Consider the following 17,083-nt stretch of genomic DNA (forward strand, 5'->3'; position numbering starts at 1 on the left):
TCGGACCCGATCGCGAGGAAATCTGTTCATGGCTCAGACCACCATCACCAGCGCGTCCGGCGAGCCGGAAGCGTCCGGCAGCGGAAAGCAGACCCCCCTCACCCGCGCCCTGGGCACGATCAGGACACTGCGCAAACGGCTGGAGGACCAGGAGGGTCGTCAGCCGATCGCCGTGGTCGGCATCGGGCTACGCCTGCCCGGCGGCATCGACACCCTCGACGGTTACTGGGACGCGCTGGCAGCGGGCCGTAACCTTGTCGGCCCGCTGCCCGAAGCGCGCAAGGGCCCGTTCGCCGACGCCTGGGAGGGCCTGCCCCAGCGCGGCGGCTTCCTGGAGGGCGACGTGCTCGCCTTCGACGCCGAGTTCTTCGGGATCAGCCCGCGCGAGGCCCGCCATCTGGACCCCCAGCAGCGGCTGTTGCTCGAGGTGACCTGGGAGGCCCTGGAGAACGCCGGCATCCCCGCGACCGCGTTCGACGGCACGTCGGCCGGGGCCTACCTCGGCATCATGTGGCAGGACTACCGAGAGTGGCTGGAAGCGGAGTCCGACGCGTACGCCACCACGGGAAACGGGCACAACTTCGCGGCCGGCCGCATCGCCTACGCCCTCGGCCTACGGGGCCCCGCCGTCGCGGTGGACACGGCCTGCTCCTCCTCGCTCGTCGCGGTGCACCTGGCGGCGCAGGCGCTGCGCCGCGACGAGTGCGAGATCGCGCTCGCCGCGGGCGTCAACCTCATCATGTCCCCGCGGTCGATGCGTCTGGTGCACGAGACCCGATCGCTGGCCCCCGACGGTCTGTGCAAGACCTTTGACGCCCGCGCCAACGGATTCGTCCGCGGGGAGGGCTGCGGTGCCGTCGTCCTCAAACGCCTTGACCACGCCCTGCGGGACGGCGACCGGGTGTACGCCGTGGTGCGCGGCACGGCCGTCAACCAGGACGGCCGCTCCGGCGGGTTCACGGCGCCCAACGTGCTGTCCCAGGTCTCGCTGATCGAGACGGCTCTCGCGCGATCCGGGCTGGAGCCACGGGACATCGGCTACGTCGAGGCCCACGGCACGGGCACCTCGCTGGGCGACCCGATCGAGATGGAGGCGCTGGCCACCGCGCTGGGCCGCAGGAACGGCGGTGCCCCGCTGCCCGTCGGCGCGGTGAAGACCAACTTCGGGCATCTGGAGAGCGCGGCCGGGGTAGCGGGCCTGGTCAAGGCCGTGCTGTGCCTGCGCCGTCGCCAGGTGCCGCCACTGGTCCACTTCCGCACCCTCAATCCACGGATCGACCTGTCGGGGACCGGGATCACGGTGCCCGCGCGACTGCTGGACTGGCCGGCGGAGAGCGGCCGGTACGCCGGAGTCAGCTCATTCGGGATGAGTGGCACCAACGCCCATGTCGTCGTGGGCCCGGCGCCGGATCAGCCGACCACGGCGGCCGGCGCCCCGGTCACCGGCTTCGAGATATCGGCCCGGACCACCACCGCGCTGCACGAGCTGGCCGCCCGGTACGCCGACCACCTCGCGGCCGACACGCACGGGACCGAGCCGACCGGCTACGCGGCGTTCGCCCGCACGGCTTCGTACGGACGCGCTCGGCTCCCGGTACGCGCCCGCGTCACGGCGCCGGACGCCACCACCGCGCAGGCCGCGCTGCGCGCCCTCGCCTCCGGAGAGCCGCACCCCGCCGTCGCCCTCGGCGCGGCGCACCGCGCCGAGGGCGGATCTAGCACCACCGTCGGCGAGCCGGACGATGCCGAAGCGAGCGGCGCCGTGCCGCCCCGGCGAGTGGTGGACCTGCCGTCGTATCCGTGGCAGCGGCGGCGGTACGCGCCCGAGCGGTGGCCCTCGACCATCGTGCGTCCGACCGCCGGTACCGGGACGGATCAGGCCGACCCGCCCGCGGCGCACGAGGTCGTGTGGGAGACGGCCGGGCCGGGCGGTACGGACCCCGACGCCCGGTTCGTGGTGGCGGGCGACGACGACGAGCTACGGGGGCTGCTGGTGACCGAGGCGGCGGCACGCGGCGCGCGCGGCACCGTCCTCGCTCCGTCGCCCGTGGCCGTTCCGGAGGGCTGGGCATACGCCCCGCTGCCCGTAGGCGCCCAGGAGTGGGCGCGGTTCTGGGCCACGGTCGCGGAGGCGACGCCCGCCTCCCTGCTGCTGGTGCCGAGTGCACCCGCCGTGCCGAGGACGCTTGCCGAGGCCGCCGACGCCCCTGACCCCGTCGCCGCCACCGCACGACTGTGCGCCGCCGTGACCGGTGCGGTGAGTGCGCTGGCGAAGGCCGACGGGGCGTACCGCGCCTACGTCCTGACCCAAGGCGTCCTGCGCGTCGACACGACGGACCGCACGGCGCTGACCGGGCACGGCTCGCTGCACGGCCTCGCGCCGGTCCTCGGCCTGGAACTCGGCTCCGTCTGGGGCGGTGTCGTCGACCTGCCGACCAATCCCACGTCAAAGGACGCGAGGACGGCGCTGGAGTTCACCGCGGCGCAGACCCGCTCCGTCGTCGGCGACCCCAGGGCGGTCGTCGAGGACACGGCGGCGGTGCGCGCGGGCGTGGTGCGGGTGGCCCGGCTCCGCCCCGCGCGCGGCCGTCGCGCACAACTGCCGGTCCGTGCCGATGCCACCTATTGCGTCACGGGCGGACTGGGCGCCGTGGGACGGGAGTTGACCGCCGAGCTGGTCGACCGCGGAGCACGGCATCTGCTGCTCGTCGGCAGGCGGGCGGAGGCGGACCTCACCCAGGACGCTGTCGCGCTGCTGGCCGGGGTGCGTGGCGCTGGTGTGGAGGTGCTCTACCGGGGAGGCGGCTGCGACTCGCCTGAAGCGCTCGCGGCGCTCGACGCGGATCTGGGCACGATGCCACCAGTGGCGGGCGTCGTCCACGCCGCCGGCACGCTCGAGCGCAGTCCGGTCGCGGATCTGACGGCCGAGGACTTCGCCTCCGCGCTGAGCGCCAAGGCAGGGGCCGCCTGGTGGCTCCACCTCGTCTTCGCGAACCGGCCCTTGGACTTCTTCGTCCTGGTCTCGTCGGTGTCCGCGCTGTGGGGCACCGAGGACTGTGCGGCGTACTCCGCGGCCAACGGCGCCCTCGACGCGCTCGCGGCCCACCGCGCCGGCCTCGGTCTGCCGGCGGTGAGCCTGGCGTACGGTCCCTGGGACCTGGCCGGGGCGGGGATGGCCGACAGCACCTCTCGGGAACGGTTCGCGCGCCTGGGCGTCGGGGCGCTCACCCCCGTGGCCGGCCGGGCCGCGCTGACCGGTACGGCGGCGGCCGCCACCGGGCACGTCGTGGCCTGCCCGCTCGACCTGCCCCGACTGGCCGTCGTGTTGTCGGGGCTGCGGCCCCGCGGCCTGTTCGCCGGGGCGCCGGGGACGGGCGACACCACCGGGGGCCTGGGTCCGGAAGGCGAGCCGTCCGTCTCCGCTGAACTGGCGGCCCTGCCGCCGGAGGCCCTCCCGGACGCCGTCCGTTCCCATGTGCTACGGCTGCTGGCGGCCCAGTTGGGCCACACCGACCAGGGTGCGCTCCGCGACGACCTCGGCTTCCTCGACCTGGGGCTGGACTCGATCATGGCCGTGGATCTGGCGGTCCGGCTGTCACGCGCCTTCGGCACCCATGTACAGGCGGCGGACGTCTTCGACCACCCGACGGTGGCCGAACTGTCCGGGCATCTGGTGCGACGCTGGGAGGAGGAACGGGCTGACGGTTCCGGAGCCGACGCCTCGCCCCCCGTCTCGGTCCCTGCCGCTTCCGGACCGGCGGACGGCTCCGGCCGTGCCCGATGCGCCGGTCCCGCGCCCACCGCCCCGGCCGTACGCGAACGCCAGGAGGCGCACGCCGGCGGTCCGGCCCCGACACCCGCCGCCCCGGCGCCGCTGCCCCCGCCCGACGGCGCCCAGCCCATCGCCATTGTCGGCATGGCGGGCCGTTTCCCGCGGGCCGACTCCGTGGAGGAGCTGTGGGACCTGTTACGCGAGGGCCGCGACGGCGTGGGGACGGTGCCCGAGGGCCGTTGGGACAGGGCGGTGTTCCATGGCGGTGGCGCCGATGACCTGACTGCCGACGGGGTGCGGATCACCACGGACCAGGGCGGTTTCCTGCGCGACATCGACCGGTTCGACGCGACGTTCTTCGACATCCCGGTCCGGGAGGCGGAGCACCTCGACCCCCAGCAGCGGCTGCTGCTGGAGTCGGCCTGGCACGCCCTGGAGGACGCCCGGATCGATCCCCGGGGCCTCAAGGAATCCCGCACGGGCGTGTTCGTCGGCATCAGCTACGCCGACTACGCCCGGCTCTTGGCGCGCGGCGGGCCCGAGCGGATCGACGCGTACTACGGCACGGGCACCGCGCTCAACGCGGCCGCGGCCCGCATCGCCTTCACCCTCGGCCTGCGCGGCCCGGCGATGGCGGTGGACACCGCCTGCTCCTCCTCGCTGGTGGCACTGCACCTGGCGGTCCGTTCGCTACGCTCCGGCGAGACCGAGGCCGCGCTCGCCGGCGGGGTCAACCTCCTGCTCGACCCCATGTCGTCGGTGGCGGTCAGTCGCGCCCATATGCTTTCACCGGACGGCCGCTGCCGTACCTTCTCCGCCGCCGCGAACGGCTTCGTCCGCTCGGAGGCCTGCGGGATCCTGGTCCTGAAGCGGCTGGACGACGCCCGCCGGGACGGGGACCGCGTACTGGCGCTGATCCGTGGCAGTTCCGTCAACCAGGACGGCGCGTCCTCGGGACTGACCGCGCCCAACGGCCGGGCCCAGGAGCAGATGCTCGCCGCGGCCCTGGCCGACGCCGGCATCGACGGCTCGCGCATGTCGTACCTGGAGGCGCACGGCACCGGCACGGCACTGGGCGACCCCATCGAACTGCGCGCCGCGTGGCGGGCCCTGGGCCCGGGACGCGGCCCCGGAGAGCCGCTGTACGTGGGGTCGGTCAAGTCCAACGTCGGCCACTGCGAGTCGGCGGCGGGCGTCGTCGGTGTCATCAAGACGGTGCTGGCACTGCGGCACGGCGTGATACCGGCCAACCTCCACTTCGACACGCCGAATCCGCAGGTGCCCTGGGCCGATATGAACGTCCGCGTGATGGATGCCCCCCTGGCCTGGCGCACCGGCGCCGGGCCACGGATCGCCGGAGTCTCCGGCTTCGGCTTCACCGGCACCAACGCGCACGTCGTGCTCTCCGAAGCCCCCGACAACGACCGGCCCGCCCTTGACGATCCCGCGGCCCCTCGCCCGGAGCCGCTGCTGGTGCCGCTGTCCGCGCCGGACGCGGCAGGTCTGGACCGCCTGAGCGAGACCTGGGAGCGATGGCTCACGGCCGCGCCGGAGGAGGCGCCGGCCCCCGCCGCGGCCACCGCCGGCGCCGCCCGCGCCCACTTCCGGTACCGGCGGGCGTTACTCGGACGCGATCGGAAGCAGCTGCTGACGGCCCTGCGCGGCACACGGTCTCCCTCAGAGCCGGTGCACACGCCCCGGATCGCCTTCATCTTCTCCGGTCAGGGCAGTCAGTACTACGGCATGGGCCGTGAGCTGTATGAGACCGAGCCCGTCTTCCGGGACGTCTTCGACTCCTGCGACCGCCTGCTGGCCCCGGCGCTCGACGCGTCGCTGACCGAACTGACGCTGTACGGCGGGGACCGTGAGGCGATCAACGAGACCAGAGTGACCCAGCCGGCCCTGGTGACCCTCGAACTCGCGCTCGCCGCCCTGTGGCAGTCCTGGGGCGTGACGCCGAAGGCGGTCATGGGACACAGCGTCGGAGAGATCGCCGCCGCGGTGTGGGCCGGTGTGATGGACCGGGCGACCGGGCTCGGCCTGATCGCACACCGCGCCGGACTGATGCAGCGGACCAAGCGCGGAGCAATGCTCGCGGTGGCCGCGCCCGAGGAGCGGGTGCTGGAGTGGATCGAGAGCCGCGGCCTGGATGTCGCGGCGGTCAACGGCCCCGAGGCGACCGTGGTGTCGGGCGCGCCCGACGCGATTTCCGCGCTCGCGGCGGCGCTCAAGGAGCGGGGGATCCGCGTGCGCGCGCTGACGGCGTCCCACGCCTTCCACTCCCGGCTGCTCGACCCGGCGCTGCCCTCGCTCACGGATCGTCTGCGGTCCCTGGAGTTCGGTCCGGCGCGGTTGCCGATCGTATCGAACGTGACGGGGCGGCTCGCCGAGGCCGGGACGTACGACGCGGAGTACTGGTGCCGGCACGCCCGCGATCCGGTGCGGTTCCACGACGGCCTGCGGCAGCTGGCCGGGCTCGGCATCGACCTCTGCCTGGAGATCGGACCGGACCGCACCCTGGTCAATCTGGTCCGGTCGGGCGGCCTGCTGCCGGCGGAAGGGCTCACGGCTTCACTGCGGCGCGGCGCGGCCGACCGCACGTCCCTCCTGACCGCCGCCAAGTCCCTGTACGAACGCGGACAGGACCTGGACTGGGGCCGGGTCTACCCGCGCGGCAGCCGGCCCCGCGGCGACGCGCCGCGCTATCCCTTCGCCAGGACCCGCCACTGGACACCGCTCGCGACGGCCGGGGGCCCGGCGCCCGAACCCGCGGCCGTACCGGCACCGCGGACTCCCGCCTGGGGCACCGAACTGCGCTCCCCCGCCCTGCGTGGCCGGGTGTTCAGCACCGAGCGGAGCACGGTGTACCCGCCGCACCTGACCGACCACCGGCTCTTCGGCACGGTCTCGGTGCCCGGCGCGTCCCAGACCGCCACCGTCCTGTCCGCACTGGGCGCCGGGGGCGCCCCGGTCACGCTGGAGGACCTGCACTTCCCGCGCGCGCTCGTGCTGCACGACGGCGAGCGCTACGAACTCCAGGTCATCGACGTCGAGGCGCGGCACGGTTGCCGCACGGTGAGCGTGCAGAGCCTGGTCGATCCCGAACAGGGCAGCTGGCAGGAGCACTTGGCGGCCCGGAGCGTACCGGACCACGAGGACGAGGGCCGGCGGACACCCGACCGCCCGGCGTTCACCACGGCCGCGGAACGACGGCTGAGCGGCTCCGACTTCTACCGTCACCTCCACTCCCTCGGCTACCACCTGGGCCCGTCCTTCCGCTGGATCGCGGAGGCCTGGATCCGCGGCGACGAGGCACTGGTCCGGTTCGCCGAGCCGGAGCGGATGAACGAGGACCCGTCCGGTTACGAGATCCATCCCGGGCTGCTGGACTCGTGCCTGCAAAGCGCGGTGGTCTTCGGGGTAGGCGGACCGGACGGGGGCGCGACGGCGGAGGGCGAGCTGTTGGCCATCCCGTTCGCGGCCGCCCGGCTGACCTTCCCCGGACGGCCCGGCCGGGCACGGGAGCTGTGGGGCCATGTGCGGGCGGTGCGGCGGCGCCGTTCCGGTGACTTCCAGCAGGTGGACTCCGCTGACCTGCATCTCTTCGACGCGGCGGGCGCGACCGTGCTGGCTGTGGACGGATTCCGCTTCCGCTCCGCGCCCCGTGCCCTGCTGGAGCGCTCACTGCGCGAGCCGTCGCGGCACGGCTACGAACTCACCTGGGTACGGGACGCCTCCGCCCCGGGCGGCGCCGAGGAGCCGGAGGGTACCGGCCGAGAGCTCACGGTCGCCGTACTCGGCGCCGAGGAGGACACCGGGCGAACGGTGAGCACCGCGCTCACCGAGCTCGGGCACCGTGTGGTGGCGGTGGCCGGGAAGGAACCCGCCTGGCCCACCGCCGACCTCGTCGTCGACGCCCGCTTCTGCGACGCCCCGCCGGCCACGGCGACCGCGGCCGGTGTCCCGGCGGCTCTCGCCGACGCGGCCCTGATGGCGGCCTGGCAGCTGACCGAGTCGCTGCGGGCGGCGCGGGCCGACATCCCGTACGCGGTGCTCGGCGTGGAGACGCCGGTGGGCGACGGCGGCCACGACTCCACCACGGGTCCGGACGGCCCCGGGGACGTGGCCGACGAGCCCTCCGACGGCTCCTCCGGCACCGCGCCGGGCGCGGACCGCGCCCCGGTACGTGACGCGTTGTTCGGGCTGCTCGCCTCCCTGGCCGCCGAGCAGCCAGGCCGTCCGCTGCTGCGGATCACGCTCGCCGACGGCTGGGCCGCCCCCGTGCTCGCCCGCGTGCTCACGCGCTCGGCGGCCTCCGGAGCGTCCGGGGCCATGGTGCGGCTCGGCGCCGGCACGGTGCACACCGCCCGGCTGACGGCGTGCCGGGCCGACACCGGTGTGGCCGAGTCCGTCGGTGGCGCGGACAGTGCGGCTCTGATCACCGGTGGGCTGGGCGCGCTCGGCCTGAGCAGCGCCGTCTTTCTGGCCCGCCGCGGGGTGCGCGCGATCACGCTCATGGCCCGGTCCGCCCCGGACGCCGCCGCGCGTGCCGTCATCGACGAACTGACGGCGGGCGGCACGCTCGTCGAGGTGGTGCGCGGCGATGTCACCGACCCCAGCGCCTGCCGGGCGGCGGTGACCGCCGCGGCCCGGCACGCCCCGCTGCGCACCGTGCTGCATCTGGCGGGGACGAACGACGACCACGCCTTCGAACGGCAGACCCCCGCTTCCTTCGAGGCGGTCTTCGCCGCGAAGGCCCGGGGGGCTGCGGAGCTGTACCGGGCGCTGTGGGGCCACCGGCTGGACGCCTTCGTGCTCTTCTCGTCGGCCTCGGCCGTACTGGGCTCCGCCGGGCAGACCAACTACGCGGCGGCCAACGGCTTCCTCGCCGGGCTGGCCGAGTGGCTGCGCGCCCGCGGAGTGCCCGCGACCAGCGTCGACTGGGGTCCGTGGGCGCCGGGTGCCAAGGGCGGTCTGGCCGCCACCGACGCGGCCGATCGGGCCATCGGCAGACTGGGTATCCGTACGCTGACCGACGCGGAGGCCGAGGAACTGTTCGGCATGGTCCTCAGCGGGCGGCGGTCCCGCATCGTCGCGGTCGCGGTCGGCCCGGAGGCCGCCGCCACCGCGCCGGCGGGCCACCCCATGGCGGCGCTCTTCGCCGCGCCGCCTCAGCCGCGTGCGGCGGGCGGGGCCGGACCGGAGCGGGGGTGGCTGAGGACCGCCCTCGACGGTCTGCCGGCCGAGGACCGCGGGACGCTCCTCCTGGGCACCCTGCGGTCGTTGACCGGCGAGGTGCTGGGCGACGGCTCGAACGTGGACGACGAGCTCGGCTTCGGCGACATGGGCGTGGACTCGATCATGGCCATCGATCTCCGAGGCGGCCTGGCCCAGGCACTGGGCCGCGATCTGCCCGCCACGGTCGCCTTCGACCACCCGAGCATCTCCCGCCTGTGCGGATACGTCCTGGACCTGCTGTATCCGGCGTCCGCGAGCGGCCCGGAGCCGCACCCGCGCCCCGAGCCACCCGTACCCGGCGAAGCGCTGGAGGACCTGTCGTTCGACGAACTCCTGCATGCGGTACAGGCGGACGTCGCGGCCGGAGACGAGGAGAACACCGGCATCCGGACGGACGTGCCGGCAGACACAGCAGCAGAGAAATGAGGCCGGACACCATGGACCCCACACAGATACGCACCCTGATGGAGGACCAGCTCAGGCTGTCGCGCCGACTGCGCGCCCGGATCAGCGAACTGGAGGAGGAGCGCCACGCGCCCGTCGCCGTGGTCGGCATGGGCCTGCGGCTGCCCTCCGGAGGTGACGGAGTCGACCTCGACTCGCCCGAGGCGTACTGGGACTTCCTGCGCGGCGGGAGAACCGCGCTGTCCGGGCTGCCCGGGGAGCGGCCGGGGTTGCGCGCCGTGTACGACCCGACGCCGGGCAGGCCGGGCCGCTCGTACGTCGGCCGGGCGGGGTTCCTCTCGGACATCGCCCACTTCGACGCCGAGTTCTTCGGCATCTCCACGCGCGAGGCCCGGCTCATGGACCCGCAGCAGCGGCTGCTGCTGGAGACCTCCTGGGAGGCGCTGGAACGCGCCGGCATCGCGGTGCGGCGCTCCGATCGCCTGAACGTGGGGGTGTACCTCGGGATGATGGCGTCCGAGTATACCGAGCGGCTGGAGGACCGCGCGGACACCACGCGCATCGACCCCTACTACACCACCGGCGGCGGGCTGTGTTTCGGGGCCGGACGGATCGCGTTCGTGATGGGATTCTCGGGGCCGGTCGTCAGCGTGGACACCGCCTGCTCCTCGTCGCTGTCCGCCCTGCACCTGGCGGTTCGCGGACTGCGCGCCGGCGAGTGCCGTTACGCGCTGGTGTGCGGCTCCAACCTGCTGCTGTCCGCCAACCTGATGGTGTCGCTGTGCCAGTCGCGGGCGCTGTCCCCCGAGGGCCGGTCCAAGTCCTTCCTCGCCTCCGCCGACGGCTACGGACGCGGCGAGGGCGTGGGTGCGCTGGCCCTCATGCGGCTGGACGACGCGCTGCGGGAGCGGCGGCAGGTGCTGGCGGTGGTACGCGGCACGGCCATCAACCACGATGGCGCCGCGTCCGGTTTGACCGCGCCCAACGGCGGTGCCCAGCAGGAGGTCATCCGGGCCGCGCTGGACGACGCCCGGGTCGGCCCGGAGGAGGTGGGCTGGGTCGAGGCCCACGGCACCGGAACCGTCCTGGGCGATCCGATCGAGATCGGGGCGCTGGCCGGGGTCCTGGGCGAGGCCGTGCACGAACGGGGGGTTCCGCTGGCTCTGGGCAGCGTCAAGTCCCGCCTGGGCCACCTGGAGGCCGCCTCCGGGATCGCCGCCGTCATCAAGACCGTCCTCATGCTGCGCCACGGGGAGATCCCGGCCGCGCGCGACGAGGCCGACGGCGAGCTGAACCCCCATATCCCCTGGGACGAACTGGCGTTCAGGGTGCCGCTGCGCGGCGGTCCTTGGCCTGCGGCCCTCCCCCGCAGGGTCGCGGGCGTCAATTCGTTCGGTATGAGCGGCACCAACGCGCATGTGGTGCTCGAAGGCCACGTCGGCGCCGGGGCCGACGGGACCGCGGCCGCCGTGCCATCGGGCAGCGGTGTCGAGCTGCTGACCGTATCGGCCAGGGACGAGCGGGCGCTGGCCGTCCTCGCCGCACGGGTACGGGACCGATTGCGGGACACACCGGCGGCGGACCTCCCCTCGCTGTGCCACACTCTGCGCTCCGGACGGGTCACGTTCGCCCGGCGGCTGGCGGTGGTCGGCGCGACCGCGGCCGAGCTCGCCGAGGCACTGGAGCGGGCGGCGGGGGACGCCCCCCGGCAGCCGGTGACACCGGCCGACGCCGTGCGATCGGTCACGGTACGCGTGACGGACGACGCCGAGCGTCTGGCTCCGGCACTCGCCGCGCTCACCACCGCCTTCCCCGGGCTGGCCGACGGCACCCCGGACACCACGGACGACCCGACCGCGCTGCTGCTCCGACTGCTCGGCCGACTCGGGCTGCGGGTCTCGCCGGACACCGGCGCGCCCGTGGCGGGCGGCCTGGCCTCGGTGCACTGGGACGCCCCAGGCGAGGTGGCGCGGCCGCTGCTGGGCGGCGGCGCGGACGATGCCCCCGCCCGGTTCCTGGAGGCGCTGGCCTCGCTCTTCACCGCGGGCGCCGACCTGCGCCTGGAGTTCCTGTACGGGCCGTCTGCGCGGTTGCTCGGCGACCTGCCCACCTACCCCTTCCAGCGCCGACGGTACTGGGTGGCCGAACCGGTGACGGGCGTACGGGGCGAGGACGCGGACGACGTCTCGGCGGAGTCCCGCGCGGACCTGCCGGAGCCGCACGACCGGGCGGCCGTACGGGAGTACCTACTGGCCGTGCTCACCGACGCCCTGCAGTCTCCAGATCCCCTGGACCCCACGCGGTCCTTCCTGGATTCCGGTGGGGACTCGTTCACGGCCACGGTGTTCGTCACCCAGGTCGAGGAGAACTTCGCGGTGGGCCTGTCGCCCGCGGACCTTCCGCTCGACCTGCCGCTCGCCGAGCTGTTCGGCAGACTCGCCGACGACATCGCCGTGTCCACGGGCGACCCAGCGCAGGCGGTCGGCGCATGACCGCGTTCATGCGACCCCGCCGACTGGACGACGCCGCTCTCCGGCTCGCGGTGTTCCACCACGCCGGCGGTTCGGCGGCCGCGTACTTCCCGCTGGCCCGGGAGCTCCCGGCGGACTGGGACGCCCTGCTCATCGACCTGCCGGGGCGGGGGACGCGGCATGCCACGCCGCCGCCCTGGGACGTGGGAAGCGTCGTCGAGGGGCTGGCAGAGGATCTGCTGCCGTGGGCCGACGCCGCGCCGCTCGCGCTCTTCGGCCACAGTCTGGGCGCGGTGGTGGCCTTCGAGACCGCCCGTTCCCTGGAAGAGCGGGGCGTCCCGGTCACCTGGGCCGGGGTGTCGGGGCGCGTGGCGCCGGGCGGGCGGGTGACAGTGGACCGGCTCGATCCCCGTGCCCCGGACGAGGAGCTGGCCCGCACCCTGGCCCGGTTGGGCGGTCTGCCGGAGCGGCTGGCGGAGTATCCCGACATCCGCCGCCGGTTCCTCCGTCTCATCCGCGCCGACCTGACGGCGCTCGACGGCTACCACCCGGATGACCACCGACGGCCGCTGGCCGCGCCACTGACCGCCTTCGGCGGGGCAGCCGATCCGCTCGCGCCACCCGCGGCGCTCGCCGCCTGGGCCCGGGAGACCACCGGCCGGTTCGGGCTGCGCACGCTGGGCGGCGGCCACTTCGGCCTGCTCGCCGGCGGATTCAAAGAGTTCACGCACGTGCTTGTCGACGAGGTCCGCGCGCACGTGCCTGCGCCACGGTCCGTCGTCCCGGCATCCGTCCAGAGCAGGTGAAGGGGCATGACATGACAACCGAACCGGCCGGTCGCGCGGGCTCCACCGGCCCGCCCGCCGATCTGCGCACCCTCATGGCGGCTTTCCCCACCGGGGTCTCCATCGTCACCGCCACGGCCCGCGACGACACCACCTGGGGGATGACCTGCACCTCCTTGTGCAGTGTCTCGCTCGACCCGCCGATGCTGCTGGTGTGCCTCAGATGCGGCAGTCCCACGCTGGACGCCATCTGCGAAAGCGGCCTGTTCGCCGTCAACCTGCTGCACGGACAGGCCCAGCCGACGGCCGAGCTCTTCGCCTCGGGAGCCCCGGACCGCTTCGAGCGCATCATCTGGCACGCCAAGGACGGCGCTGCCGGACCCCATCTGACGGGCTCGTCGCACACCATCGCCGACTGCTCCGTGTTCAGTACGCAGGTGGTCGGCGACCACACGGTGGTGCTCGGCAAGGTCGACCTGGTCACACCGATTCGCGCCCAGCACCCGCTGCTGTACGGCCTGCGCGGTTACGCCTCCTGGCCGGGGCCCGCCCCATCGCCGTCAAGAATTCCGCCAGAGCGTACGGCGAAGCTGAACTCGGCCCCGAACCCGAGGAAGCACAGTGATCGCTGACCAGATGGTGGCCGGCCGTTCCCCTGAGGTCGCGGTCGGGCCCCGGCCGAACGTCCACCCGCCCCGGACCGCCGGCCAGACCCTCGACGGCGCCTTCGTGGCGGCCGCGCTGCGCCGCCCCGGTGCGGTCGCCGTGCGGGACGACCACGGCCTGCTCACCTACCAGGGGGCCGATACCCAGGCCGGGCAGCTCGGGTCGCTCCTGGTGCGCGGCGGGGTGCAGCTCGGCGATCCGGTGATCGTGCACTGCGACGACCATCGGCAGTCCCTGGTAGCGCAGTTGGCGGTCCTCAAGGCGGGGGGCGTATGCGTGCCCTTGCCACCGGGCACGGCCGACAGCCGCCTGGCGGCGGTGGCCGCGCTCACCGGCGCCTCGGCCGTCCTGTGCAGCCGGTCCACCCTCGACCAGTGGCGCCACCGCTCCGCGCTGGCGCTCGACGACCCCCGGACCTCACGGCTTACGGCCGCCCACCGCGTCGAGCGGGCCCTCCCCCGCTCCACGCCCCACGAGGCCGCCCACCTCCTGGTGTCCGGCACCGGCCGGGCGGTCACCGGACAGCTGGCGGATCATGTCGCTTGGCATCTGGCGCTTGCCGGGCGGACTCGTGCGACCGGTCCGCTGGTCCGCCATGTGTTCGTGAGCGGGCCTCCCGGCACGCCGCACGCGCTGTCGGCCCTGTGGTGGGCGCTCGCGTGCGGCGGCACGCTGCACACCCTGCCCCGTCCCGGTGCCGAGGTACCCCCCGTCACGAACACGGGCGCGGTGGTGTCGAGCCCCGAGGAGTACGCGGAGTCCGTGGCCGCGCTGCGGCTGCGCCCCCGGTTGGTGCAGCTCGTCGGGAGCGCGGTCGCCGGGGAGCTGGCCGCCCGGCACTTCGCGGCGCTCCCCGATGCGCGGTTGCGGGCGGAGTTCGCCCCCGGCGGCCTGTTTCCCTGGGCCGTACGGGACTTCACGCCCCAGGAGGCGGCGGAGGACGAGCGGGTGATCGGCCGTCCGGCGGCACGCGTACGCGTCCGGGTGGCGGACCGGGAGCACCGTGCGCTGCCCGCCTGGCGCACCGGTGAACTGTGCGCCGGGGGCCGGGCGCTGCCGTTCGACACCCTCCACGCCCCTGGCCGGGCGGCGCCGCCCGCCGGGCATCCGGTGCTGCTGCGTTCCGGGATCCCGGGTCGGCGGCGCGCGGACGGCCTGCTGGAGCTGGTCGACCCGCCCGGCCCGGACGGCTGAGCCGCGCGGCCGACCGCACGCCGCCCCGGGGGTCACCCACCGCCCGAGCCCATCGCGAGCCACCACGCAGAGAGGAGACCGGCATGCCGACACGGCCCGGCCGGAGTTCAGACACAGTCGGTCAGCACGGCCTCGTCCTCGGCGGCGGATTCGCCGGCATGCTGACGGCGCACGTCCTGGCCGAGTACATGGACTCCGTCACCGTCGTGGAGCGCGATGTCCCGCCCGATGGTCCCCAACCCCGCAAGGGGGTCCCCCAGGCCCGCCACTCGCACCTGTTGATGGGAGCCGGCGCCCGGGCGGTCGAGGAGCTGCTGCCCGGTACCCTGACGGCTTGGTCGGAGGCCGGCGCCCATCTGCTGAGCGCGCCCGGCGACGTGGCCTTCCTGACCAAGTTCGGCTGGCTGCCACGCACCCGGCACGAGGAGTTCGTGGTGTGCTGCGGACGCGACCTGCTCGACTGGGTGGTACGGCGCCGGGTCCTGGGCGACGGGCGCGTCCGTCTCCTGCCGCATACCGAGGTGGTCGGTCTCCTCGGCGATGCCTCGCGGGTGACCGGTGCCCGGGTGCGCGACCGCGGCACCGGCCGGTCCGCCGAGGTCGAGGCGAGCTTCGTCGTGGCGGCCACGGGCCGTTCCTCGCACGTGGAGACGTGGCTGGAGGGCCTCGGCCTGCCGCCGGTGCCGGAGGAGCTGGTCGACGCGGGCACCGCCTACGCCACGCGGCTGTTCCGCCCCACTCCCGAGATGCACCGCAGCACCCCCGGCATCGTCATGATCGCCAACGTCACCGGGGAGGCCACGGGCGGAGTGCTGCTCCCGCTGGAAGACGGCCGGTGGTCGGCGACGGTGATCGGGATGCGCGGATCCGAACCCCCCGCGGGGGAGGCGGAGTTCCTCGACTTCGCCAAGCGCCTGTCCCATCCGGGGCTGTCCGAACTGATAACCGACGCGGTCCCGCTGGGTCCCAGCCGCGGTTTTCGCGGCCTGTTGAACCGGCGGCTGCGGTTCGACCGTCTCCCCCGGCACCCGGAACGGTTTGTGGCACTTGGAGACGCGGCGTGCGTCCTCAACCCCTCACACGCACACGGCATGGCGGTGGCCGCGTTCGGCGTGGCGGCCCTGCGGGACCGGCTGCGGCGGCACGGCAACGTTCCCGGTCTCGCCAGGGGCGTCCAGCGCTCCGTCGCCCGAGCCGCCGAGACCGCCTGGCAGCTGTCCGTCGGCGACGACCTGCGCCACCCCACCGTGATCGGCCCGCGCCCCTCGGCTGCGGCTCGGCTGCAGAACGCCTACGCCGACCGCGTGCTGCGCACCGCCACCACCAACCCGGCCGTGGCGCGCTCGCTGGTGGACGTCATGGCGCTGGCCAGGCCGGTGACATCGCTGGCCGCGCCTCGGGTCCTGCTCCCGGCGCTGGGCGGGCGGGGCCGTTCCGCCTCCGTCACACCGGCCGACCCGCTGGCACCCCGTGGTCCGGATGCTCCGCCCCGGTCCGCTTGACCATCCGCCGGGCAGCCGGTCCCGGGGCCGACCCGGCCCCGACGGCGCCCATCCCTTGGAAGGAAGCGACATGCCACAGCACCGCACAGCCGACATCAACGGTCTCAGGCTGCATCTGGCCGAGGAAGGAGAAGGCCCGCTCGTCGTCCTGCTGCACGGTTTTCCGGAGTTCTGGTACTCCTGGCGCCACCAGCTGCGGCCGCTGGCCGAGGCGGGGTTCCGGGTGGTCGCGCCCGACCAGCGGGGTTACGGCGACAGCGACCGCCCGGCGTCGCCGGAGGCGTACTCCATCCTGCACCTGGTCGGCGACGTGGTCGGGCTGATCCACGCGCTGGGCGAGGAACGGGCGTACGTGGTGGGACACGACTGGGGCTCGCTGGTCGCCTGGCAGACCGCGCTCCTGCGGCCGGACGTGGTGCGCGCGGTGGCGGGGCTGAGTATCCTGCCGATGCCCCGCGGCCCGGTGCCCCCGCTGCTGAGCACTCGCGAGCAGACTGGCGGCCGGTTCTACTGGAACTACTTCGAGCAACCCGGAGTGGCGGAGGCCGAGTTCGGCAAGGACCTGGACCGCACGTTCCGCCGCATGCTGTACGGCGCCTCCGGGGATCGCCCGGAGCCACCAGCCCCGCCGCTGGTGCCGCCGGGCGGCGGCTTCCTGGACCTCGCGGCCGACCCCGAGACCCTGCCCGGCTGGTTGACCGAGGAGGACATCGCCGCATATGTGGCCGCCTTCGGGCGCTCCGGCTTCACCGGCGGACTCAACTGGTACCGCAGCCTCGACCGCAACTGGGAGCTCACCGCCGCGTGGCAGGGCGCCCGCATCGAGGTCCCGGCGCTGTACGTCGTGGGCGACCGCGACCGGGCCTTCCCCGGCGAGGACCGGATCGTGCCCGCGCTCTCGGCCGCGGCCCCACACCACCACACCCCGGTGGTCGTCCCAGGGGCGGGTCACTGGGTCCAGCAGGAACGTCCGGAGGCCGTGACCGCCGCACTGCTCGGCTTCCTCCGCTCCACCGCCTGAATTCCAGCCACTCGTACCGACAGGCACCC

General features: G+C 74.4%; 7 protein-coding genes. All 7 read left to right on the forward strand.

What is annotated here, in order from left to right; genetic code table 11:
* Window positions 1-28: 28 nt before the first annotated feature.
* The 7 genes from LIV37_RS09945 to LIV37_RS09975 all read left to right on the forward strand — a co-directional run bounded on the left by LIV37_RS09945 (window position 29) and on the right by LIV37_RS09975 (window position 17,054).
* Complete coding sequence (locus LIV37_RS09945; RefSeq protein ID WP_020866984.1) at window positions 29-9,436, forward strand: type I polyketide synthase; 9,408 nt, start codon at window positions 29-31, stop codon at window positions 9,434-9,436.
* 11 nt (window positions 9,437-9,447) lie between these two features.
* Window positions 9,448-11,907, forward strand: coding sequence for a beta-ketoacyl synthase N-terminal-like domain-containing protein (locus LIV37_RS09950; protein WP_020866985.1), 2,460 nt, complete (start codon window positions 9,448-9,450; stop codon window positions 11,905-11,907).
* An 8-nt stretch (window positions 11,908-11,915) separates the two neighbouring features.
* A complete protein-coding gene (locus LIV37_RS09955) occupies window positions 11,916-12,692 on the forward strand; it encodes a thioesterase II family protein (protein ID WP_158634925.1) in 777 nt (258 codons plus the stop codon).
* A gap of 11 nt (window positions 12,693-12,703) precedes the next feature.
* Window positions 12,704-13,303, forward strand: a complete 600-nt coding sequence (locus LIV37_RS09960) for a flavin reductase family protein (protein WP_020866987.1) — start codon at window positions 12,704-12,706, stop codon at window positions 13,301-13,303.
* Window positions 13,293-14,531 carry an AMP-binding protein gene (locus tag LIV37_RS09965; RefSeq protein WP_020866988.1) on the forward strand — a complete coding sequence of 413 codons (1,239 nt, stop codon included), beginning with the start codon at window positions 13,293-13,295 and terminating at the stop codon, window positions 14,529-14,531. The genes LIV37_RS09960 and LIV37_RS09965 overlap by 11 nt, the downstream gene beginning before the upstream one ends.
* Window positions 14,532-14,614: 83 nt before the next feature.
* The gene (locus LIV37_RS09970; RefSeq protein WP_020866989.1) at window positions 14,615-16,033 is read left to right on the forward strand and encodes an FAD-dependent monooxygenase; all 1,419 of its coding nucleotides are present in this window, start codon (window positions 14,615-14,617) and stop codon (window positions 16,031-16,033) included.
* A gap of 70 nt (window positions 16,034-16,103) precedes the next feature.
* On the forward strand, window positions 16,104-17,054 hold the full coding sequence (locus LIV37_RS09975; protein ID WP_020866990.1) for an alpha/beta fold hydrolase: 951 nt from the start codon (window positions 16,104-16,106) through the stop codon (window positions 17,052-17,054).
* Window positions 17,055-17,083 lie beyond the last annotated feature (29 nt).

It is taken from the genome of Streptomyces rapamycinicus NRRL 5491 (genome assembly GCF_024298965.1).
Taxonomy (GTDB): Bacteria; Actinomycetota; Actinomycetes; order Streptomycetales; family Streptomycetaceae; genus Streptomyces; species Streptomyces rapamycinicus.